Origin of the sequence: Flavipsychrobacter sp. (assembly GCA_041392855.1) — a bacterium.
Classification (GTDB): domain Bacteria; phylum Bacteroidota; class Bacteroidia; order Chitinophagales; family Chitinophagaceae; genus UBA5543.
In genome coordinates this window covers 1,483,514-1,503,170 of the sequence record JAWKLD010000001.1, presented here as the reverse complement: position 1 = coordinate 1,503,170, position 19,657 = coordinate 1,483,514, and the positions used below count along the sequence as shown (strand labels likewise).

At 38.4% G+C, this 19,657-nt stretch carries 21 protein-coding genes; 9 read left to right on the top strand and 12 right to left on the bottom strand.

Annotated elements, in window-relative coordinates; genetic code table 11:
- Positions 1–70 precede the first annotated feature (70 nt).
- Positions 71–1,801, top strand: a complete 1,731-nt coding sequence (locus R2800_07070; protein ID MEZ5016795.1) for a hypothetical protein — start codon at positions 71–73, stop codon at positions 1,799–1,801.
- A gap of 2 nt (positions 1,802–1,803) precedes the next feature.
- Here the strand turns inward: R2800_07070 and R2800_07065 are convergent, their stop codons facing one another.
- Positions 1,804–2,037 (bottom strand): 4a-hydroxytetrahydrobiopterin dehydratase, encoded by a 234-nt coding sequence (locus R2800_07065; GenBank protein ID MEZ5016794.1) that lies wholly within the window; start codon positions 2,035–2,037, stop codon positions 1,804–1,806.
- 73 nt (positions 2,038–2,110) lie between these two features.
- On the opposite strand from R2800_07065, the gene R2800_07060 reads away from it, so the two are divergent.
- Positions 2,111–2,908, top strand: a complete 798-nt coding sequence (locus R2800_07060; GenBank protein ID MEZ5016793.1) for a hypothetical protein — start codon at positions 2,111–2,113, stop codon at positions 2,906–2,908.
- Between the two features lie 3 nt (positions 2,909–2,911).
- Here R2800_07060 and R2800_07055 read toward each other — a convergent pair whose 3' ends face one another.
- From R2800_07055 to R2800_07045, 3 genes are all read right to left on the bottom strand, one after another.
- Entirely contained in the window at positions 2,912–3,322 is a 411-nt protein-coding gene (locus R2800_07055) for an SET domain-containing protein-lysine N-methyltransferase (GenBank protein MEZ5016792.1), read from the bottom strand.
- A 67-nt stretch (positions 3,323–3,389) separates the two neighbouring features.
- Positions 3,390–3,854 carry a septal ring lytic transglycosylase RlpA family protein gene (locus tag R2800_07050; GenBank protein MEZ5016791.1) on the bottom strand — a complete coding sequence of 155 codons (465 nt, stop codon included), beginning with the start codon at positions 3,852–3,854 and terminating at the stop codon, positions 3,390–3,392.
- 65 nt (positions 3,855–3,919) lie between these two features.
- Positions 3,920–5,692: a DEAD/DEAH box helicase gene (locus tag R2800_07045; protein MEZ5016790.1), complete on the bottom strand. Its 1,773-nt coding sequence runs from the start codon at positions 5,690–5,692 to the stop codon at positions 3,920–3,922.
- 227 nt (positions 5,693–5,919) lie between these two features.
- Here R2800_07045 and R2800_07040 point away from each other — a divergent pair, with 227 nt between their 5' ends.
- Positions 5,920–6,651, top strand: a complete 732-nt coding sequence (locus R2800_07040; protein MEZ5016789.1) for an SDR family oxidoreductase — start codon at positions 5,920–5,922, stop codon at positions 6,649–6,651.
- Between the two features lie 59 nt (positions 6,652–6,710).
- On the opposite strand, the gene R2800_07035 is transcribed toward R2800_07040, so the two are convergent.
- The 4 genes from R2800_07035 to R2800_07020 all read right to left on the bottom strand — a co-directional run bounded on the left by R2800_07035 (position 6,711) and on the right by R2800_07020 (position 9,892).
- Positions 6,711–7,154, bottom strand: coding sequence for a hypothetical protein (locus R2800_07035; protein MEZ5016788.1), 444 nt, complete (start codon positions 7,152–7,154; stop codon positions 6,711–6,713).
- Positions 7,155–7,242: 88 nt separating this feature from the next.
- A complete protein-coding gene (locus R2800_07030; GenBank protein MEZ5016787.1) occupies positions 7,243–8,385 on the bottom strand; it encodes an acyl-CoA dehydrogenase in 1,143 nt (380 codons plus the stop codon).
- 104 nt (positions 8,386–8,489) lie between these two features.
- On the bottom strand, positions 8,490–9,038 hold the full coding sequence (locus R2800_07025; GenBank protein ID MEZ5016786.1) for a GNAT family protein: 549 nt from the start codon (positions 9,036–9,038) through the stop codon (positions 8,490–8,492).
- Between the two features lie 68 nt (positions 9,039–9,106).
- Positions 9,107–9,892, bottom strand: coding sequence for a hypothetical protein (locus R2800_07020; GenBank protein ID MEZ5016785.1), 786 nt, complete (start codon positions 9,890–9,892; stop codon positions 9,107–9,109).
- A gap of 97 nt (positions 9,893–9,989) precedes the next feature.
- Here R2800_07020 and R2800_07015 point away from each other — a divergent pair, with 97 nt between their 5' ends.
- The 6 genes from R2800_07015 (at position 9,990) to R2800_06990 (ending at position 14,589) form a co-directional block, all read left to right on the top strand.
- Positions 9,990–10,619, top strand: a complete 630-nt coding sequence (locus tag R2800_07015) for a sigma-70 family RNA polymerase sigma factor (protein MEZ5016784.1) — start codon at positions 9,990–9,992, stop codon at positions 10,617–10,619.
- Entirely contained in the window at positions 10,612–10,959 is a 348-nt protein-coding gene (locus tag R2800_07010; protein MEZ5016783.1) for a hypothetical protein, read from the top strand. The genes R2800_07015 and R2800_07010 overlap by 8 nt, the downstream gene beginning before the upstream one ends.
- A 36-nt stretch (positions 10,960–10,995) precedes the next feature.
- Complete coding sequence (locus R2800_07005; protein MEZ5016782.1) at positions 10,996–12,012, top strand: DNRLRE domain-containing protein; 1,017 nt, start codon at positions 10,996–10,998, stop codon at positions 12,010–12,012.
- A gap of 76 nt (positions 12,013–12,088) precedes the next feature.
- Positions 12,089–13,318 carry a bifunctional phosphopantothenoylcysteine decarboxylase/phosphopantothenate--cysteine ligase CoaBC gene (gene coaBC, locus R2800_07000; protein ID MEZ5016781.1) on the top strand — a complete coding sequence of 410 codons (1,230 nt, stop codon included), beginning with the start codon at positions 12,089–12,091 and terminating at the stop codon, positions 13,316–13,318.
- Positions 13,299–14,228 (top strand): DUF4835 family protein, encoded by a 930-nt coding sequence (locus R2800_06995; GenBank protein ID MEZ5016780.1) that lies wholly within the window; start codon positions 13,299–13,301, stop codon positions 14,226–14,228. The genes coaBC and R2800_06995 overlap by 20 nt, the downstream gene beginning before the upstream one ends.
- A 1-nt stretch (position 14,229) precedes the next feature.
- Positions 14,230–14,589 (top strand): DUF4296 domain-containing protein, encoded by a 360-nt coding sequence (locus R2800_06990; GenBank protein ID MEZ5016779.1) that lies wholly within the window; start codon positions 14,230–14,232, stop codon positions 14,587–14,589.
- A gap of 4 nt (positions 14,590–14,593) precedes the next feature.
- On the opposite strand, the gene R2800_06985 is transcribed toward R2800_06990, so the two are convergent.
- From R2800_06985 to R2800_06970, 4 genes are all read right to left on the bottom strand, one after another.
- The gene (locus R2800_06985; protein MEZ5016778.1) at positions 14,594–15,784 is read right to left on the bottom strand and encodes a pyridoxal phosphate-dependent aminotransferase; all 1,191 of its coding nucleotides are present in this window, start codon (positions 15,782–15,784) and stop codon (positions 14,594–14,596) included.
- 77 nt (positions 15,785–15,861) lie between these two features.
- Positions 15,862–16,383 carry a response regulator gene (locus R2800_06980; protein MEZ5016777.1) on the bottom strand — a complete coding sequence of 174 codons (522 nt, stop codon included), beginning with the start codon at positions 16,381–16,383 and terminating at the stop codon, positions 15,862–15,864.
- Between the two features lie 98 nt (positions 16,384–16,481).
- On the bottom strand, positions 16,482–19,115 hold the full coding sequence (locus R2800_06975) for a tetratricopeptide repeat protein (protein MEZ5016776.1): 2,634 nt from the start codon (positions 19,113–19,115) through the stop codon (positions 16,482–16,484).
- Between the two features lie 78 nt (positions 19,116–19,193).
- Positions 19,194–19,442: a 2TM domain-containing protein gene (locus R2800_06970; GenBank protein MEZ5016775.1), complete on the bottom strand. Its 249-nt coding sequence runs from the start codon at positions 19,440–19,442 to the stop codon at positions 19,194–19,196.
- Positions 19,443–19,657: the final 215 nt, after the last annotated feature.

The window sequence follows — 19,657 nt, the reverse complement described above, 5'->3', positions numbered from 1 at the left end:
AATCTACCTGTTATTTTGCAGGTAGATTTTTTGTTTAAACTTGATTCAAACTACCAGAATGATAACACATATGTTGAAGAAGGTTTTATTATTGTTACTGCTTTTAGTTTGCTCTGTTAGCAATTATGCACAAGATCTTATTACCGTTTTTGAAAGAAGCGGTGGAGATAGTTCTGCAACTTATAAGCAAGCAATTGATTACTATAAAAAGCTGGCAGGTAAGTATAAAAATGTATCAATAAATCCTATTGGTAATACCGATACTTATTACCCTTTGCATGTAATATTCTACACCCAAGATGGTAATCTGAATATTAAGGATTGGAAAAAAGAAGAACGGATCATTATTCTTATAAACAACGGTATACATCCCGGTGAACCAGACGGCATTGATGCAAGCATGATGTTGCTTAGAGATGCAGCAATGGGAAAGGTAAAAGTGCCGAAGAATATTGTCTTGGCTGTAATACCTGTATTCAATATTGGTGGTGCACTTAATAGAAATAGTTTCAGTAGAGCTAATCAGAATGGACCGGCAGCATATGGCTTTAGAGGTAATGCCAAAAACCTCGATCTGAATAGAGATTTTATCAAGATGGATGCAAAGGAGACACAGACTTTAATTAAGCTGTTTCACATGTTAGATCCTGATGTCTTTATTGATAACCATGTTAGTAATGGTGCCGACTATCAGCATACACTTAGTTTATTGTCAACACAGCATAGCAAACTAGGAGGTGAAATGGGAGCATTTCTACATGACAGTTTCGAGTCCTTGATATTTGAAGATATGAACTCGAGAGGGCATGATATTGTTCCTTATGTAAATGTTTGGGGCAAGACCCCGGATAATGGCTGGCCTGCTTTTATAGAAACACCACGTTTTGCCAGTGGCTTTGGAGCGTTATTTCAAACCTACTCCTTCGTTACCGAAACGCATATGCTTAAACCTTTTAAAGATAGGGTAGCGGCTACATACGATTTAATGCTGAGTTTCATAAAAGTATCGTCAGAGCAGGCCAATAAAATACAGACCACTAGAAAAAGAGATAGGAATAATATCGTTAAAGCCAAGCAGCTGCCTCTTGACTGGACTCTAGATACCACACAGCATGATATGGTTCATTTTGATGGCTACGAAGGGAGATATGAACCTAGTAGTTTGTCGTCAAAGCCAAGATTGTTTTATGATAGAACTAAGCCGTATTCTAAGCAGGTACCTTATTATAATACTTACAACGTAAGTAGAGACGTAACCACTCCTAAAGCTTATATCTTAAAGCAAGGTTGGGAAAATATTATAGAGAAAATGAGGCTAAATGGAGTAAGTGTGAGAAGAGTAGAAAGAGATACCGTTATGGAATTGAGCGTCTATTACATTAAAGATTATAACACAACATCTTCACCATACGAGGGGCATTATCTACACAGCAATGTTACGGTTAAGAAAGTGACAAGAACAGTTAAAGTATTGAGGGGTGATTATGTGATAAAAACAAATCAGTATGCAAAAAGGTACATCATGGAGACATTGGAACCGCAAGCACCTGACGCCTTTTTTGCTTGGGGCTTTTTTGATGCCGTATTGCAACAAAAAGAACATTATAGCTCTTATGTGTTTGAAGATGTAGCCTATCAACTTGTTAAGGATAATGAAGTGTTAAGAGACAAGTATAATGCTATGTTGGAGGCAGACTCTACATTTGCAAACAATGGTGCTGCCCAGCTAGATTTTATTTATAAGAACTCTCCTTACTATGAGGAAACCCACAAACAGTACCCCGTGTTTAGGGTAGAGTAGTTTTATAGTAACTGGTCAATGTCTTTTGCTAAAGCTCTGTCTTTTTCTGTAACGACATTGCCTGCATCATGTGTTGTCAGGGATATCTCAACAGTATTCCAAACATTACTCCAGTTAGGGTGGTGATCGTGCTTTTCAGCAAGTATAGCAACACGTGTCATAAAGGCAAATGCTTCAGAAAAATCTTTGAAGGTAAATGTTCTGTTTAATGTGTCATTTTCTTCTTTCCAGCTCATAAAAGTATCATACAATGGATGGGCTTTTAAAGTAAAGAAAAAAATACTTTATTTGCGCAACCTTAACTCTAATATGATGATAAAGTACCTAAAGGCAACCCTATTTGTTTTCTCTTTTTTTATTTGCACAACTACAGTAGCTCAATATGGTGATTGGGATGCAATGTTGACTAAATATAAAGGTCTTGAGATAGGTTTTTCAAAAGGCATTGCCGGTGGAGCAGTTATAAAAACAACTTACAAGCGTGACGGGAAAGAAATAGAAGATTATAAGAATGCTAAAAATAACTATAACTGGGGTATCTATATGGGACACTCAGGGCGTCTGGCATCACTAGGTCGCAACCAAGCTTTGGGAATAGATTTTGGAACAATGATTAACCTTGTGAAATTTACACCTGATGGAGGTTCTTATTCTGTAGAGTATACAGATAACAGTGGTAGAAGTCATCTCGATATTGGAGAAGTAGAATATACTTGTGCAGGGTTTCTACTAAGTTTAGATTACAAGATTGGTTCAGAGGCAACTTGGGATAGGGAAAATAGTAAAGGTCGTATGTTTGCATTAGGTGTAGGTTTGGCACCTAAGATATATACTCCGGGCATATTTGGTGGTATCCCTTCTGCAGCTTCATTAAGGCCATATATAAAAGCAGAGTATGGTTTCTTTCTGGGTATAGCATTTAAAGTGAGGGCAACCTACTTTACTGGTGAGCAGGTTTATGCAGATAATGCACCAGCATTAGAGGGGTTGGGATACTATCATGGTACTTTTGGCCCTAATTTTCTACCTAGTGTAAATGTATCTACAGGAAGTGAACTTATGGTTAGTTTATTAATCATGCCTTTTTCGAGAGGTTGGACGTTTTAGAGTTTATTCATCATCTAGTGTAAACCATACATCGTCTTTGTTGTCCCAATCGCCATTATAGTTAACCAATAGTTCTTCATTAGCAGCTACGGCCCTTATTGTTTTTATCATCATGGTTTCATTATCGTAGTCCATGAAGTATTCACAGTTGGCTGTTTTAGAATGGTTGTAGACTGAGATGTAACCTTGCGCCATGCAACATAGTTGTTGCCCGTTAGGCTCCCATTCAAAAATATAGTCGTGTAGTAGTGTTTTGTCTAATAATAGTTTTTCTTCAGCAGACATTACAATCACAGGAGATTCTTCTATAATAGTATTTTCTGCTAAGGCTTTTAGTGTAAACATGCCATTTCCTTTGGCTACTGTTTTTCCTACATATATAGCGGGGTGCATCATGATGTTGAGAAGATACATTAATAATATTAGGGGCACAAAAAAAGCCGTAGCGTATGCTACGGCTTTTATGATAAATGAAAATCTCTTACAAGTTATTGTCTTCAGGCTGCTGGTGTTGCTTTCTACTAGCTCTTTGTGCTAATATACCTTCCTGACCTTCTTTTTTAGATACAACCTCTACTTTTACCTTGGCTAAGCCATCGTAGTGATAGCCCAACTCCTTCGCACAAACACTAGCCATGTCTATAAGGCGTTTGTTGTCTTTATGCATTCTGTCATTGATACGTACATAGATGTACTCACCATTTTTAAGGTTGGTCACCTTAACATAGGTGTTTAAAGAAAGTGTGTTACTAGCAGCGGTATATTTATTATTATCAAAGATCTCTCCTGTAGAGGTCTGTCTTCCAACAAACTTATCGTGATAATAACTAGCTATGCCTTTTGCTATTGGGTCATCAGAAATAACCCTACCAGCTGCGTCCGTTCTAGATTGGGCAGATGCCAATATAGAACTACAAACCAATAAAATTAATACTGCTATCCTCATAACTCGGAATTTTGTGCAAATTTCGACCTTTTAGCTTATATAAAGAAATAACAAATGTTAAAATTTTATCTGTTAGTACGCTTTCTGGTTCTTTGGCGACCGCTATCTCTCTTATTATCAGATGATTGTGCATATTTTCTACCACCATCTCTGTTGCCAAAGCTTCTTGTTCTGCCACCACTTTTAGATTTGCCACCACCTTCTGCTCCTTTTCCTCCACGGAAACGGTCTCTGTCACGCTGTTCGGCCTCTTCTATCCTTACTTTGCGTCCTTTATGCTTCTTTTGGCTTAGTGCGGCCATGATAAAGTCTGCTGCATCAGAAGGCACATTGAAGAAACTGCTTAGTTCTCTAATTGTTATCCTTTGAATGATATTAGACTCAACATCGCTAGCCTCTGTTACAAACTGTAGCAGGTCTTGAGGGCTTTTAATACCGTCTTTCTCACCCATGTTCATGAAGAGACGTACGCTATCTCCACGTTCTCTACCTCCACTTCTTTCTTTTCCAGCACTAGCATTCAGGTCTTGGGCGTTATGGTATGCATCAATTGTTTCTTTCAATTGCATCCATAATAGACGACGAATCAACTCGTCTTTATCCATATCCTCAAAACGCTCGTGTATTGAAGATTGGTAGATAGAAGCAAAATCATCTTTTGGTTCAGCAGCTTCTATTTGCTCTAAACAGTAGAATAATCTTTTACGAACAACTTCTGCACCGTCAGGTATATCACTCTTGTTGAATTTCGTTTTGATCATTCGCTCTATTTGGCGAATTCTCGAAATTTCTTTCGGAGAAGTAATAGACATACAAATACCAGACTTGCCGGCACGTGCTGTACGTCCACTACGGTGAGTATATACTTCAGGATCGTCTGGTAGCTCGTAGTTGATGACGTGTGTAATGTCACTAACGTCAATACCGCGTGCTGCTACATCCGTTGCTACAATAGCTTGTAATGTTCTGTTTTTAAAACGCTCCATTACTTTGCTACGCATTTTTTGGTCCATATCTCCATGCAATGCACTTACATGGTAGCCCATACGCATCAATCGTTCAGATACATCATGTGCATCTTGCTTGGTACGTGTAAATATTACACCATAGATACCGGGGGTAAAGTCTAGTAGTCTTTGTAGTGTGTTGAAACGGTTATGATGCTGTGTAACATAATATTGATGGTCAATATTCTCGTTAGTAGTATTCTCTTTAGCTACTGCAAACTCTTGAGGGTCTCTCATAAAACGCTTTGCAATGCGTCTTACATCGTTAGACATAGTTGCAGAAAATAGCCAAGTATGTTCGCGCTCTGTAGTGTTCTGTAGAATAAACTCAATATCCTCTCTAAAGCCCATGTTCAACATCTCATCGGCTTCGTCCAGTACCATGTACTTTACTTGCTCAAGATGTAGCACTTTACGTTCTATTAAGTCTATAAGACGTCCCGGAGTAGCCACAATTACTTGAGGTCCTCTTTTTACATCACGTATTTGCCCACTTATAGGCACGCCACCATATACAGCTACGGTACGAAGACCGCGCATATGACTGCTATACTTTATAAACTCTTCCTGGATCTGCATACACAATTCACGTGTAGGACTTAAAACCAGGGCTTGCACATGTTGCTGTGCAGGATCGGTGTGGTGCAATAGCGGAAGACCAAAAGCGGCAGTTTTGCCGGTGCCTGTCTGTGCCAGGCCAATAATGTCTGAAGGTTGTGAGGTGAGATGTGGTATTACCTTTTCTTGAATAGGCGTCGGGGTCTCAAAACCCATTTCCGTTACGGCACTAACTAATTCTTCCCTAAGTGGGAAGTCTGAAAATGTTGCCATTAATAAAGAACTAAAATTTAATAGGGCGCAAAGGTACATGTATTAATCGGTATAAAAACAATTTTTTATCATTTGTTAGACCTGAGGAGGAGGATGTAACCAGTTTTTCTTCTGTATGATAATATAGAAAGGCATTTAGCAACCTTATAGATTAATTGAATAACGCCATAATGTCCAAAACGTCAATAAGTTCTAGACTTGCATCTGAAACAACAAAACTCATACAGATGAAAAAAGTAGCATTAATAACAGGTGCCAATAAAGGCATAGGACTCGAAACTGCAAGACAATTAGGTAAGAAAGATATGGTTGTTTTGATAGGGGCAAGAAGTTTAGATAAAGCCAATAAGGCTGTAGAAGAGCTAGCTAACGAAAATATAGAAGCAAAGGCAGTACAGCTTGATGTGACCAAAAATGAAGACATACAAAATGTTGCCAAAACTATTGAACAAGAGTATGGTCATTTAGATGTGTTGGTGAACAATGCTGGTATTATACAAGGAGAAAGCTTTTATGGAGACTCTACACAGGAAGTAGCTGTAGCTGATCTACAAGATACTTTCAATACTAACCTGTTTGGCGTAGTGAATACAACACAGCAGTTGCTACCACTAATTAAGAAGAGTGAGGCTGGTAGAATAGTTAACCTGTCGTCTATATTAGGTTCGTTAACGATGCATGGAGATGAGAAGTCTCCAATATATGGTTCTAAGCCATTTGCTTACAATGCGTCGAAGGCTGCATTGAATCAATTTACAGTACACTTGGCAGCATCACTTAAAGACACAAACATAAAAGTGAACAGTGCGCATCCTGGATGGGTGAAGACTGATATGGGAGGTGAGCAAGCGCCAATGGATATAACAATGGGGGCTAAGACTTCGGTAGCGTTAGCAACATTGCCAGATGATGGGCCAACAGGAAAGTACATGCATCTTGGTGAAGAGCTACCGTGGTAGAAATAATAAAGCCCCACAATGTGGGGCTTTATTATTTCTATAGTTTTTGTGTGTCAGGTCTATTCTTTTAGGTTTATGCTAAAGGCTTTTACCGTTATGGTATTCATGTCGGTACAGTCAGCACAAGAAGCGGTTAGTCGTTCAATAAAAATACGTGTACCGTCACTCTTATAGTTTTTTATTTCAGGCATATTTTTGAGGTCGCTAATATTGCCATTCCCTCTTGTTGCATTAAGTACTAAAGGACCAATAAGATCATTTCCTTTTTTGGGGAGGATAGATATCTCAAAGCTTTCGATGGTATAAACTTTATTATCTTTGGTAACATGTAGTGTCCCATCTTTAGCGAAGCTAGCCACAGATATTGTTTCAGCAACGCCTGTTTCATTTACTCCGTGAGGAATGCCTTTAGTTCCTATTTTTATTTGAGGTTGGTTTTGTGCAGTTGCTATTAAAGGAAGTATAGCAACAAAAAGAAGGGTAATGATTTTGTGCGGTTTCATATTTTATAGGTGTTGGTTTACATTAAAGTTAAACAAAAAAAGAGCTACATTAAATGTGTAGCTCTTTTAAAATATTAATTGTGCTTTACTAGTCTTTTAGTACTGTTCTGCTGATCACAATTTTCTGTACTTCACTTGTTCCTTCATATATCTGAGTGATCTTAGCATCACGCATCAAACGCTCTACGTGGAATTCTTTTACATAACCATAACCGCCATGTATTTGTACTGCTTCGTTAGTTACCCATTGCGCTATTTCAGAAGCATAAAGCTTAGCTATAGATGCAGAAAGTGTATAGTCTTCACCTTGGTCTTTAGTCCATGCAGCTTTGATGCAAAGTAGACGAGCCGCTTCAATTGCTGTAGCCATGTCTGCTAGTTTGAAAGCAACCGCTTGGTGGTTAGATATTTCTGTACCAAAAGCTTTACGCTCTTTAGAGTATTTAAGCGCTAATTCATAAGCGCCACTTGCGATACCTAATGCTTGTGCAGCAATACCGATACGGCCACCTGCTAAAACTTTCATTGCAAATTTGAAACCAAAGCCATCTTCACCGATGCGGTTCTCTTTAGGAACCTTTACATCTTGGAACATAATGGTGTGTGTATCACTACCACGAATACCAAGTTTATTCTCTTTAGCACCAACGGTTACACCAGGCCAGTCTTTATGTACAATAAGTGCATTGATGCCTTTGTGGCCTTTTTCAGGGTATGTTTGTGCTATTACTAAATAGTAAGACGCTGTACTACCGTTAGTGATCCAGTTCTTAGTACCATTAAGGATATAGTGATCTCCTGCATCTTCAGCAGTAGTGCGTTGCGATGTAGCGTCAGAACCAGCTTCAGGTTCACTTAATAGAAAAGCTCCTATCTTTTGACCACTAGCTAACTCTGTAAGGTATTTTTGTTTTTGTTCTTCGTTACCATAAGTTTCTAATCCCCAGCATACCAATGAGTTGTTTACACTCATACAAACAGATGTTGAAGCATCTATCTTAGAGATCTCCTCCATTGCTAGAACATAAGAGACACTGTCCATCCCCGAACCACCATATTTTGGGTCTACCATCATGCCCATAAAGCCAAGTTCTCCAAGCTCTTTTACTTCCTCTGCAGGAAACTTTTGCTGGTCGTCACGCTCAATAACACCTGGTAGTAATCTGTTCTTTGCAAAGTCTCTAGCCGCCATCTGTACGGCAATCTGCTCTTCTGTAAGTTGAAAATTCATATATAGAAATACCTAGTTTGTAAAGAAAAATATGCTGCAAAAGTAGCTTTTTTAGCCTATTTCTCAAGTAGTGTATATATAACTATTATATAATAATATGTGTGTTATGATGTTTTGTACTCACTTTTGAGGATAGCATAGCAGGCAGAATCTTCATAAAGGCCATTTTTTAGAAAATGTTCTTTCATCAAACCCTCATAGCTCATTCCCAGTCCTTCAAGTATTTTTATTGATGGGGTGTTGGTGGGGCTTGCAAAGGCTTCTATTCTATGCATTTTCATCTCTTCAAAGCCATATTTCAATATTCTTTGTGCAGCTTCTTTCATTAGTCCTTGCTCACGATAACTGATGCCTGTCATTACATAGCCTATCTCAGCACGGTCATGATCAGGATATACACGGTAGAAGCCACACGTGCCTATGGTATTATTATTTGTTTTGTCTTTTAATAACCAGTATTTGAATGTGATGTGATAGTAGGTCATCCCTTTCTCTAATCTTTCTTTAGCAAGAGCAAGTCCAGCATCATCATAACCCATAATATTCTTTATCTCTTCATCTGTATTATTAGCCATTATATATGCTAGGCTTTCTGGTGTTATTTCTTCCAATACCATCCTAGGGGTCGTTAATATTTGTGTAGTCGGTTTCATCGTTTTAGTTTTTTGCAAAAAAATATCCTGACATAGGCCAGGATACAATTAATAAGGTGTTGTTTCTTTTATCTATGCCTATGATATGTATCCCACCATCCGTGTCTTTGCCATGCCCAAGAGAACGGCATAATAATAAAGCTTATTGCAACAGGTGGCGTTCCTTTTAGTGTGAATGATTCTGCTAGGTTGTCATCAAGCGTACTTGTATTGAACTGCTTCATGTACTCTACGTCAAGAAATGAATAGGTGACCCTTAGTTTCATCGCAAGTCCTGCAAGTACGCCTGCTTCAAATCGAAGAAAGGGATGTACTGTAGCCACACCTACACTATGTGCTTCCATTTCAGTAAAAGAGTAGGTGGGAGTAAAACCTGTTCCTATGGATGCACAAAATCTATTGTTCTTATTCATGGTAGCATCGCAGCCAAACTTGAAATCGAAACCAATGGGTAGTGATAATTGTCTGGTCTTACCACTAATCGCTAAGTTGGTTCCCTGATAAAACTCTTCTCCTATGTTTTGCCATTTGATCTGGTTATACATGCCCGTAAAGGATAAGGTAAGCATACTTACTTTTCCCAGCCTTGTTATAGGCATAAACGTGCCAAAGGAAATTCCATAACCAGTACTTCCTACAGTTTGGCTATGCATACTGTCTTGTAGGTAGTTGCCGTTATCATATAATCTTAACCTGCCTGAATATTCTGCCGTAGAAGCTGAATTGACATAGCCTACCTCAAAACGAAGTATTGATCCCGGTAGCTCATACGCCATCAGTCCATACTGAGCATAGCTGGTAAAAGAGGCAATGCAGAGCAGGCAAATGAAAACTATTTGGCGTAAAGCGGTCATATGTTAGCGGTTTATTATTACAAGATAATGATTTTTGAAGAATACCTCATTGGTTGTTAGTCTATTGGGAAGAACAATTTATGTAGTGTCTTCTTTTATGGAAAGTATTTTTTATTGCATCTTTATAGAGAACCTTCTTTTTGATTTGATAGCAAAAGATAGAGATATTAACCTTACTGATGATGAGATCATTGCCCTACATAGAAAGGCCAATGATAACAAATGGTTGGGTGTTTTACTAGAGCGTTATACGACTTTGCTACTCGGTGTTGGTATCAAATACTTAAAAGATAAGGATGCTTCAGCAGATGCTGTGCAACAAGTGTTTCTGAAGGTGCTCACTTCTTTACCATCAGGAGAAATAAAGAATTTTAAAGGTTGGCTGTATATATTGATGCGCAACCACTGCTTTCAGGTGCTAAGAGATAATAAACAAGAAAGGGCGATAGATGCTTTTTATGACCTGCCTGCTGATATGCCTGCCAGTGAGGCGGAGTTATATAAGCAAGAAGCAGAGTTGACACAAATGAAGGTAGCTATTGAAGAGTTGGATGAGGGGCAGCGAGAATGTGTTAAAATGTTCTATCTTGAAAAGAAGAGCTATCAAGATATAATGACAAGGTATGGCTATACGTTCAAGCAAGTGAAAAGCTATATCCAGAATGGGAAAAGAAATTTAAAGAAACTAATAATTGAACGCCGAAATAATGGCGGCAATCATGAGTGATATAAATGATATATGGAGTAATGCTGACGGACTACTATCCGAAGAAAAGCTTGAGGCGTATTTGGCCGGCAAGCTTTCGGAAGAAGAGGTGCGTGAAGTAGAATTGTATCTATCCGACGAAGGTATGGAGAGTGACGCTGTAGATGGGCTAGCTGATATGTCCTCACAAGAGGTGCAGGAGTTGACACAGAAGATCAACCATAAGTTGCAATATGAGCTTAGGAAGGAGAAGTACCGTCATAAAAAGCACTATAAAGACAATAAATGGGGCTTGATAGCAGTACTTATCATTATTGTACTTTGTATTTTGGGTTATTATATACTTCAATTGATTATATAAAGGTTTTCTGGTCTATATTTGTAATAAATATACATTATGAAATATCTATACTCCTATCTATTGGCATTAGCCTTTACCCTTAGCGCTACTGCGCAAACAACTATCCCGATACATAAATATGAGTCTTTTATAGCTACACCCCAAGACTCTGCTGCTGCAATTGTCTTTAAAATATTAGGATGTCCATCATCTCACCATTACTATAAGTTTGAAGATTCTGTTGTTCCTATTTATGATGAGATCACTTGTACGGCATGGACCTACAATTCTGGGGGGTGTAGTGATGGTTATGTAAGGTCTTTACAAACATTTCCTCAATTAGCAACTTTGCCATCCAATATCACTATTGATAGTGCAAGGCTGAAACTGACAGGGAAGACACTCCCTTTCATTAGTAATACTTATGGCAACTCCTATCATACCGGTTCTCCTTATTTTTCTTCGGGTTCCAATGAGGTAGAAGTGCAACGTATATTGCAAAATTGGTCTGTAAAAACAACCACATGGAATAACCAGCCAGCTACTACGCCTACCAATATGGTAGTTATACCTGCCTCTACCAGCAAGGATCAATATCATGTTACATTAGATGTAACAGGTATGATTCAGGACATGGTAGACTCTTCTCAACCTTATGGCTTTTTGTTTAAAACTCAAGTAGAAGCATACTATAGAAGCATGGTCTTTTATTCCAGTAATACAACTGCTGGTTCAGAAACCGTGAATAAAAGACCTGAATTGGAGATATACTATCATTATGATAGTACAATTAGTACTTCTATAGCTAATACAAGTGTTAATGCACTATCCCTCAAACTATATCCGAATCCAGCGAGAGATAGGATAGTTCTTGGTATTCAGTCGCTTAAGTCATTTAACTTAAAGTGTAATGTAATTAATTACAACGGTCAGGTATTAAAGCAAGAAAGTTATCAGGTTGACAAAGGGTATAATACAATTCCTATTTCTGTAGAAGAGTTGCCTTCAGGCACTTATATGCTCTCTATAAATGATGGGATAAATACTCAATATAAACGATTTACAAAGCTATAATACTTAATAAGCTAACAAATAAGCCGGCATTTGCCGGCTTATTTGTTTCTATAGATACTCTTTAAAAAGCAGTAACTTGCAGTTACTTATGCAATTAGCAGGTAAAAAAATAATACTGGCTGTAACCGGCAGCATTGCGGCATATAAAACTCCTGAGCTGGTAAGACAGCTTATAAAAGCAGGGGCTGAAGTGCGTGTGATAATGACCACAGCAGCGGCAGATTTTGTTAGCCCTTTAGCGTTAGAAACAGTTTCTAAGCATGAAGTGTTGAGTAATGTTAGCGATGGTTCGGCTTGGAACAATCATGTAGCACTTGGCCGCTGGGCAGATGTTATGTTGGTGGCGCCATGTAGCGCTAATACACTAGCTAAAATGGCTAATGGCTTATGTGATAATTTAGTAGGAGCAGTATACTTATCAGCAACCTGCCCGGTATTAGTTGCCCCGGCTATGGATGAAGATATGTGGCATCATAATAGCACTAAGGCTAACTTGGAGAAGATCAGGTCTTTTGGTAATAAAATCATCCCTGTTGGGCATGGAGAACTGGCTAGTGGATTAGTAGGTGAGGGGCGTATGGCTGAACTGGAAGATATAGTCAACTATATCACAGATTTTTTTTTGAGTAGCAGAGATGCTGCTTTAAGTGGGCTAAAGGCGTTAGTAACTGCAGGCCCTACATATGAACTAATTGATCCTGTTCGTTTTATAGGTAATTTTTCTTCTGGTAAGATGGGTGTGGCAATAGCTGAAGCACTGGCTGACAGAGGGGTTGCTGTTACATTGGTATTAGGCCCTTCTAATGTGAGTGTTGATAATAAGTCAATAGATGTGGTAAATGTGGTAGGTGCGGAAGATATGTATCAGGCTTGTGTGGAAAGGTATGCTTATATGGATATGGCTATCATGTCAGCCGCTGTTGCCGATTATAGGCCAGCAAATATGGCTGATGAGAAAATAAAGAAGAAAGGTGATACGTTAGATATACAACTGGAAAAAACGAAAGATATATTAGCTACATTAGGGCAGCAGAAAAAGGACGGGCAGTTGTTGATCGGTTTTGCATTGGAAACAAACAATGAGTTGGAAAATGCAAAAGATAAATTAGCAAGAAAAAATGCAGATATGATCGTGCTTAATTCGCTGCAAGATAAGGGTGCTGGGTTTGGTCATGATACTAATAAGGTGACCTTGATTAGAAAAAATGGTAAGCAAGATGACCTACCATTAATGAGTAAGAATGACGTGGCTATTACTATTGTAAATACTATTAAGGAGATATTAAATGCTGAAAAAACTATTTAGCACTATTTTATTGACACTATCTACATTGTCCATATTACAGGCTCAAGAGCTGAACTGTAATGTGCGGGTAATGCATGATGCTATACAGAATGTAGACAAGGAGCTTTTTGTGCAAATGGAGAAAGCCATAACTGAGTTTTTAAACACTAGGAAGTGGACCAATGACCAGTTTAACCCCAATGAAAAAATTGAGTGTAATGTATTGCTTAATGTTACAGAACCTCTAAGCGGTGTGCAAAATGGTTTTAAAGCTACTCTTAATATTCAAGCATCAAGACCGGTATATAATACTTCTTATAATAGCCCAATTGTCAACTATATAGATAGGGATGTTATTTTTAGCTATTCTCAATTTGCTCCTTTGCAGTACGATGATAATAGAGTGGCAGGAACAAATGCCTTTGCTTCAAACCTAACAGCTATACTGGCTTATTATTCTTATTTGATCATTGGTTTAGACTATGACAGTTTTAAGCCCAATGGCGGCTCGGAGTACTTAAAGAAAGCGCAAAACGTAGTGAATAACGCACCGGAGCAAGGTAAGTCAATAAGAGGCTGGAAAGCAGTAGAGGGAAATAGGAATAGGTACTGGATATTAGACCAGTTGCTTAATCCTCGTTTCAAGGCACTTAGAGCATATTGGTATAATATGCATAGAGTAGGGCTGGACAATATGTATAAGAAGCCCGAAGAGTCTAGAATGGTAATACTTCAAGGAATAAATACACTAAGCCAGTTGCAGAGAGAAAATCCCGGAGCTGTTTTACTTCAGTTTTTCTTTAATGCTAAAAGTGATGAAATTGCCAGTGTAGTAGCTCAAATACCTAAAGACCAGAGAGGGCTATATATTACAATGCTACAACAGGTAGATGTGCCTAATGCCCAAAAGTATAACTCTTTAAAAAAGTAGGATGAAGCAATTCTTGTTTTATTTCTTGTGTTTGGTAGTGCTTGTTGCTTGCGAACCCAAAGAGCAACCTGCTCCTGTATCTAAGGAACAAATGCAGCAGATATTAACTGATATTAACTATGCAGAGGTGTATAGTACTATGGTTAATGATAGTCTACAGCAGATTATGAATAAGAATAAAGACTCTCTGGCGGTATATTACAATACAATACTAACGCATCATGGTATCACAATGGATGAGCTAATAGAAAGCTTTAGCTGGTATCAAAAACATCCAGATGTCTTGGAAGCAGTATATCAGGATATGATACCTGATATTACAACACAGCAAGATTTGCTCGACGTTAAGCAGAATAACTAATTTGCTATTGTAGGTCAGCCAAAGCCTTTTGTATACGACTCATAGCATCCTTTAGCTTTTCCATAGAAGTGGCAAATGATATACGGATACAGTTGCCATTGCCAAAAGCAGAACCTTTAACAGTACTAACATGAGCGCTATGTAATAAGTACATGCATAGATCCTCGTCGTTGTTGATTATAGTATCTCCATTTTTCTTGCCGTAAAAACTGCTAACGTTAGGGAAGGCATAAAATGCCCCCTGTGGCATATTTATTTGTATGCCTTCTATTTCTTTTAGTGATGCTATTACAAAATCTCTACGTTCATGAAAAGCTTCCCTCATAGCTATAGTTGGTGCCAAGTCTTCTGTAAGGGCTGTAATAGCTGCACGTTGTGCTATAGAATTGGTACCAGAGGTAAATTGTCCTTGTAGTTGCTCGCAAGCCTGTACCAGATCTTGTGGCCCTGCAACATAGCCAAGACGCCAGCCTGTCATTGCAAACCCTTTAGAAAATCCGTTTACGATAACTACTCGGTCTTTTATTTTATCAAACTGGGCAATTGATTCATGCTTTCCAGTATAGTTGATATACTCATATATTTCATCACTAACGATAGCACATTTAGGGTATTCTTTAAAAACATCTACCAATGCTTTTAATTCATCTTTAGAGTATACACTGCCACTTGGGTTACAAGGAGAAGAGAATATGAACAGCTTTGTTTTTTCAGAGATAACGGCTTTTAGTTTGTCAGCGGTCAACTTAAAGTCGTCTTCTATAGGACAGGTAATGAAAGTAGGCTTGCCTTCTGCCAACTCTACTAATGCACTATAGGTTACCCAGTATGGAGTGGGAATGATTACTTCGTCATTAGGGTTTACAATGCTTAGTATAACGTTGGCTAATGATTGTTTAGCACCTGTTGATACAATTATTTGTTCAGGTTTGTAGTCTAGGTTATTATCTCTCTTTAGTTTGTTGCAAATTGCCGCTCGTAGATCAGGGTAGCCGGCTACGGGTGTGTATTTGGTATATCCATCTGCCATAGCTTGGGTAGCAGCATCACATATATGTTTAGGTGTGAAAAAGTCGGGTTCGCCCAAGCTTAGGTCGATCACATCAATACCTTGAGCGCGTAGTTCGCGACCAAGTTTAGCCATTTTTATCGTCTGTGGTTCTGATACTCTGTCTAATCTATTAGCTAATTGCATGTCTAAAACTATATGAAAATAATAATACGGCAAACCTACTAATAAGCTGCCGTATTATTGAATATGATAAATATTACTTAGTTGGATATACTAGAGTAGGCGGTTGTAAAAAAGCCTAGGTATATAGCAAGAACTGTAATTAGGAATATTACTACACCTAAGAATACAATAGTGCGCTTATACGCATTGTTTATTGTTCTCACTTTATGCAGCTCACTAACGTTATTAATAACGTTTTCTATACGAGAAAAGGCTGTTTCTCCTTTTACCACATAGTCATAAGCGCCATATTTCATGCTGTCTACAGCTACTTCTAGCTTGTCTTGACCAGATAACATGATGACTTGCTTGTCAGGATATTTCTCTTTTATTTCTTTTAATATCTCAACACCGTTTTTAGCATCCTTTTTATGGGCGCTCAAGTGATAGTCCAGAACAACTATCTCGGTATTTAGATCCATATGCTTTAAAGCTTCTTCTCCATTGTCAAATACTTTGATGCCGTATAAGAAGCGCTCTGATAAATAATCTTTTAGCATTTCATTCTGGATAGGCTCGTCATCTACCAGATATATATAACGCTTGTCATCTGTTGCCATAATGGTTAGTATTCAATTAAAATGAAAAATAGAAAAAAATATTGCAAAATAAAACTAGTCAATCAAAAACATATTTGAAAGATAATAATGAAGTTCTTTTATCGTGACTTCAATTCTTCAAATGCCTTATCACAAACGGCATTTAAATTTGCTATCAACTTCGGCAACCTGTCATAGTGAGCAGATTCTCCCGAGGTTTGCTCTATGAGAAATATATGGCTAACTTCTTCTTTTACACCTATATAAGAGAGTTGTGGCTTCATAGAATGTGCTGCAATTTTTACTGCTTGGTAATCTTTTTCCTCCATTGCTACAGCAATATTGTTCAATAACCTTGGGCAGTTCTCTAAAAACATACCGATGTATTTATTCATCTTTTCGGGTTGACTATTAGTCAGTTGTTTTAAAAACTGCATATTGGTCACCTTATCCGGTAGCTGCTTTGTTGCTACTTTTGGTGGTTCAACAGGGTCGGGTAGTGTATTGTTATTGCCTTTCTTACTATCATGATCCCATACCGCAGCCATTTTTAGTAGTAACTCATCGGTTTGGAAAGGCTTGGAGACATAAGCATTCATGCCTGCTTCAAAGTATTTTTTCACATCCTCCTGCAGCACGTTGGCCGTCATAGCTATGATATATACATCGGACGCCGGGCTAGGTAGCTCTGATCGTATTTTCTTTGTAGCGGCAACACCGTCCATTACAGGCATTTGAATATCCATTAGCACTATGTCATAATGGTTATGCGCTATTTTCTCAACAGCTTCTTCTCCATTTGAAGCATGAATAATGGTAATACCGGGTAAGGTCTCTTTTAGTATATCTTCAGCAACCATCTTGTTGAATTCATTGTCTTCTACCAAGAGTACCTTTACGTTTTTAAGTTTGTCTATAGTGTCGGTATCTACAATGTTCTTTTTTACTTCTGGTTCTTGATTGTCTGCCAGTGCCAATGGTATGAGTACACTAAATGTTGTCCCTTCTCCAAGCTTGCTTTTTAGGCTTATATCGCCATTCATTAGGGTGGTGAGTTGCTTGGATATGGTTAGTCCAAGTCCAGTTCCTCCAAACTTCCTGGCAATGTCAGTACCTGCTTGCGTAAAGCTTTCAAAGATATTCTCTACATATTCAGGAGAGATACCTATACCTGTATCTGATACATCAAATTTTATCCAGTGTTTATTATCGGCTACTTTTTCCAGTGTAGCGTCAATGCTTACATGTCCTTTGTCGGTAAACTTCACCGCATTACCTGCAAGATTCATCAATATCTGGTTGATACGGGTAGGGTCTCCAACAACCCTAGTAGGTATGTCTTCGGCAACGGAAACCTTAAGTTCAATACCTTTTTCCTCAGCTTTGAAGAGTAAGACATCCTTAACACTATCGATGATTTCCTGTATTGTAAAGTCGGTTTGTTCTATTTCTATTTTCCCCGCCTCTATTTTTGAGAGGTCTAAGATGTCGTTAATAATTACTAAAAGGTTGTCAGCTGATTGCTGAATGGCATTTAGGTAGCGCAATTGGTCTTCTCTTGGCTCCTTGCTGAGTAAGAGCCTACTCATGCCCACTATCGCATTCATCGGAGTACGTATTTCATGGCTCATATTTGCCATGAATTGCTGTTTGAGTTCAGCAGTGCGTTGTGCTACTTCTTTCTCTTTTTGTGCAAGCTCTACACGCTGGCGTATTTGTAGGTTACGTAGTTTGTTAAATGTAGTTTGCTTAAATATCTCTTCCTTGAGTAGCTCGTAAGCTTTAAGGTGGTGGAAGGCTTTGGGTATATCACCCATTCTGTCGTAAAGCATTGATAAGCTTTCGTGTATGCTCATCATATCATGCTTACGCATATAGTCATCTGCCATGTCAAAGGCAGTATTCATATAGTCTAAAGCCTGCCTATAGTCTCCCTCGGCAACAGCTATGCGCCCAAGGTAGTAGTTACAGATGATCTGTACTTCTGCATTTTCATGTTCCTCCGCTTCTGATTGTGCTTTTTTAAGGTAGCTTTTGGCTTTATCGTAGTTACCTATCCTAAAGTTGATCTTACCGATGCCGCTAAGTGCCATTACATAAGCAGATGTGCCGGGGTTGGTGTTCTCGATATTGAGGTCAAAATAACGTAAGGCCTCATCGTATTGTTTTTGCTTAAAGTAGATGTTGCCAAGTGTATTATATAGCGTACTTACTCTAGTCGTATCGTGAGCTCTTTCAAATATAGGCAAACAGCGAAGGGCATATTCTAAGGCACTATCAAAATCATTAAGGTCGTAAAGCAGTACGGCAATACTTGTCATGTTTACCGATTGCGCCAGCTCGTCTCCCAATTCTTCGTTGATGGCCAGTGCATCTTCAAAATAGTTAAGTGCTTTAGCAAGGTCGCCAAGATCTCGATGGATATTCCCAAAGTTGTTAAGTACGCGTGCTTTTAGTTGCCGTTCATTGATTCGCTTAGCTATGATATATGCTTTCTGCAATTCTTCAAGGCCTTCATCATAATCTCCTTGTAGCCAATAGCAGGAGCCTTTAAGGTTTAGTCCTCGTCCTTCTCCTTTTGGGTATCCTAGCTTACGAGATCTTTCTATTATCTCATCAGCTATTTCCGATGCACGGTCTGCGTCAAAGTTTCTTATTTCAATACCGAGATCTACTAGTGTGTCCAGTTTGCTACGCTCATCTACAAGCGAGTCATATTCTTTCTGTAATTGCTTAATTTTTTGCGATTCCATTAGTAGTTGGTATTAGATAGTAAAAATAAAAAACCCCTTGCGCTACAGCAAGGGGTTCAATATCGTTAATTTATATATTTATCCATTTTTTACTTGACGGTTGAACTCGTCATGTCCTGGGTCTTCGTAGCTAGTATATACAGCACACCAGTGACCGATAAGAGATAAACCCCAAGCAGCAGTTGTCCATGCCGGCCAAGGGTAAGCCCATCCTTCTACACCTTTATCATATACCATCCAAGTAATCGCAGTGATCACTGCAAAAACTAATGCGTGTACATAAAATATGCTTTTTTGACGTCCTGTTGGTTTTATCTTTTTTGGCATTATTAGCTGCTTTTGTGCAAATATAATTTCAAGACTTGATAAAAAGAAATAGAAACGACGGAAACTAATACACATATTAATTAAACAACTTTGTTTTTTGTAGGGTAGAAGCCTACTTATAAGAGGAGATGTATATAAAAGTTTCCATTATTTAAGGAATTAAGACTCAACTGTCGTATTTTCGAAGTTCGCCGAGCATCATTTGAAATGAGTAA

Coding starts and splice junctions, on each gene's coding strand:
- R2800_07070 (MEZ5016795.1), top strand. CDS start 71: ATGTTGAAGAAGGTTTTATTATTGTTACTGCTTTTAGTTTGCTCTGTT.
- R2800_07065 (MEZ5016794.1), bottom strand. CDS start 2,037: ATGAGCTGGAAAGAAGAAAATGACACATTAAACAGAACATTTACCTTC.
- R2800_07060 (MEZ5016793.1), top strand. CDS start 2,111: ATGATGATAAAGTACCTAAAGGCAACCCTATTTGTTTTCTCTTTTTTT.
- R2800_07055 (MEZ5016792.1), bottom strand. CDS start 3,322: ATGTATCTTCTCAACATCATGATGCACCCCGCTATATATGTAGGAAAA.
- R2800_07050 (MEZ5016791.1), bottom strand. CDS start 3,854: ATGAGGATAGCAGTATTAATTTTATTGGTTTGTAGTTCTATATTGGCA.
- R2800_07045 (MEZ5016790.1), bottom strand. CDS start 5,692: ATGGCAACATTTTCAGACTTCCCACTTAGGGAAGAATTAGTTAGTGCC.
- R2800_07040 (MEZ5016789.1), top strand. CDS start 5,920: ATGAAAAAAGTAGCATTAATAACAGGTGCCAATAAAGGCATAGGACTC.
- R2800_07035 (MEZ5016788.1), bottom strand. CDS start 7,154: ATGAAACCGCACAAAATCATTACCCTTCTTTTTGTTGCTATACTTCCT.
- R2800_07030 (MEZ5016787.1), bottom strand. CDS start 8,385: ATGAATTTTCAACTTACAGAAGAGCAGATTGCCGTACAGATGGCGGCT.
- R2800_07025 (MEZ5016786.1), bottom strand. CDS start 9,038: ATGAAACCGACTACACAAATATTAACGACCCCTAGGATGGTATTGGAA.
- R2800_07020 (MEZ5016785.1), bottom strand. CDS start 9,892: ATGACCGCTTTACGCCAAATAGTTTTCATTTGCCTGCTCTGCATTGCC.
- R2800_07015 (MEZ5016784.1), top strand. CDS start 9,990: ATGGAAAGTATTTTTTATTGCATCTTTATAGAGAACCTTCTTTTTGAT.
- R2800_07010 (MEZ5016783.1), top strand. CDS start 10,612: ATGAGTGATATAAATGATATATGGAGTAATGCTGACGGACTACTATCC.
- R2800_07005 (MEZ5016782.1), top strand. CDS start 10,996: ATGAAATATCTATACTCCTATCTATTGGCATTAGCCTTTACCCTTAGC.
- R2800_06995 (MEZ5016780.1), top strand. CDS start 13,299: ATGCTGAAAAAACTATTTAGCACTATTTTATTGACACTATCTACATTG.
- R2800_06990 (MEZ5016779.1), top strand. CDS start 14,230: ATGAAGCAATTCTTGTTTTATTTCTTGTGTTTGGTAGTGCTTGTTGCT.
- R2800_06985 (MEZ5016778.1), bottom strand. CDS start 15,784: ATGCAATTAGCTAATAGATTAGACAGAGTATCAGAACCACAGACGATA.
- R2800_06980 (MEZ5016777.1), bottom strand. CDS start 16,383: ATGGCAACAGATGACAAGCGTTATATATATCTGGTAGATGACGAGCCT.
- R2800_06975 (MEZ5016776.1), bottom strand. CDS start 19,115: ATGGAATCGCAAAAAATTAAGCAATTACAGAAAGAATATGACTCGCTT.
- R2800_06970 (MEZ5016775.1), bottom strand. CDS start 19,442: ATGCCAAAAAAGATAAAACCAACAGGACGTCAAAAAAGCATATTTTAT.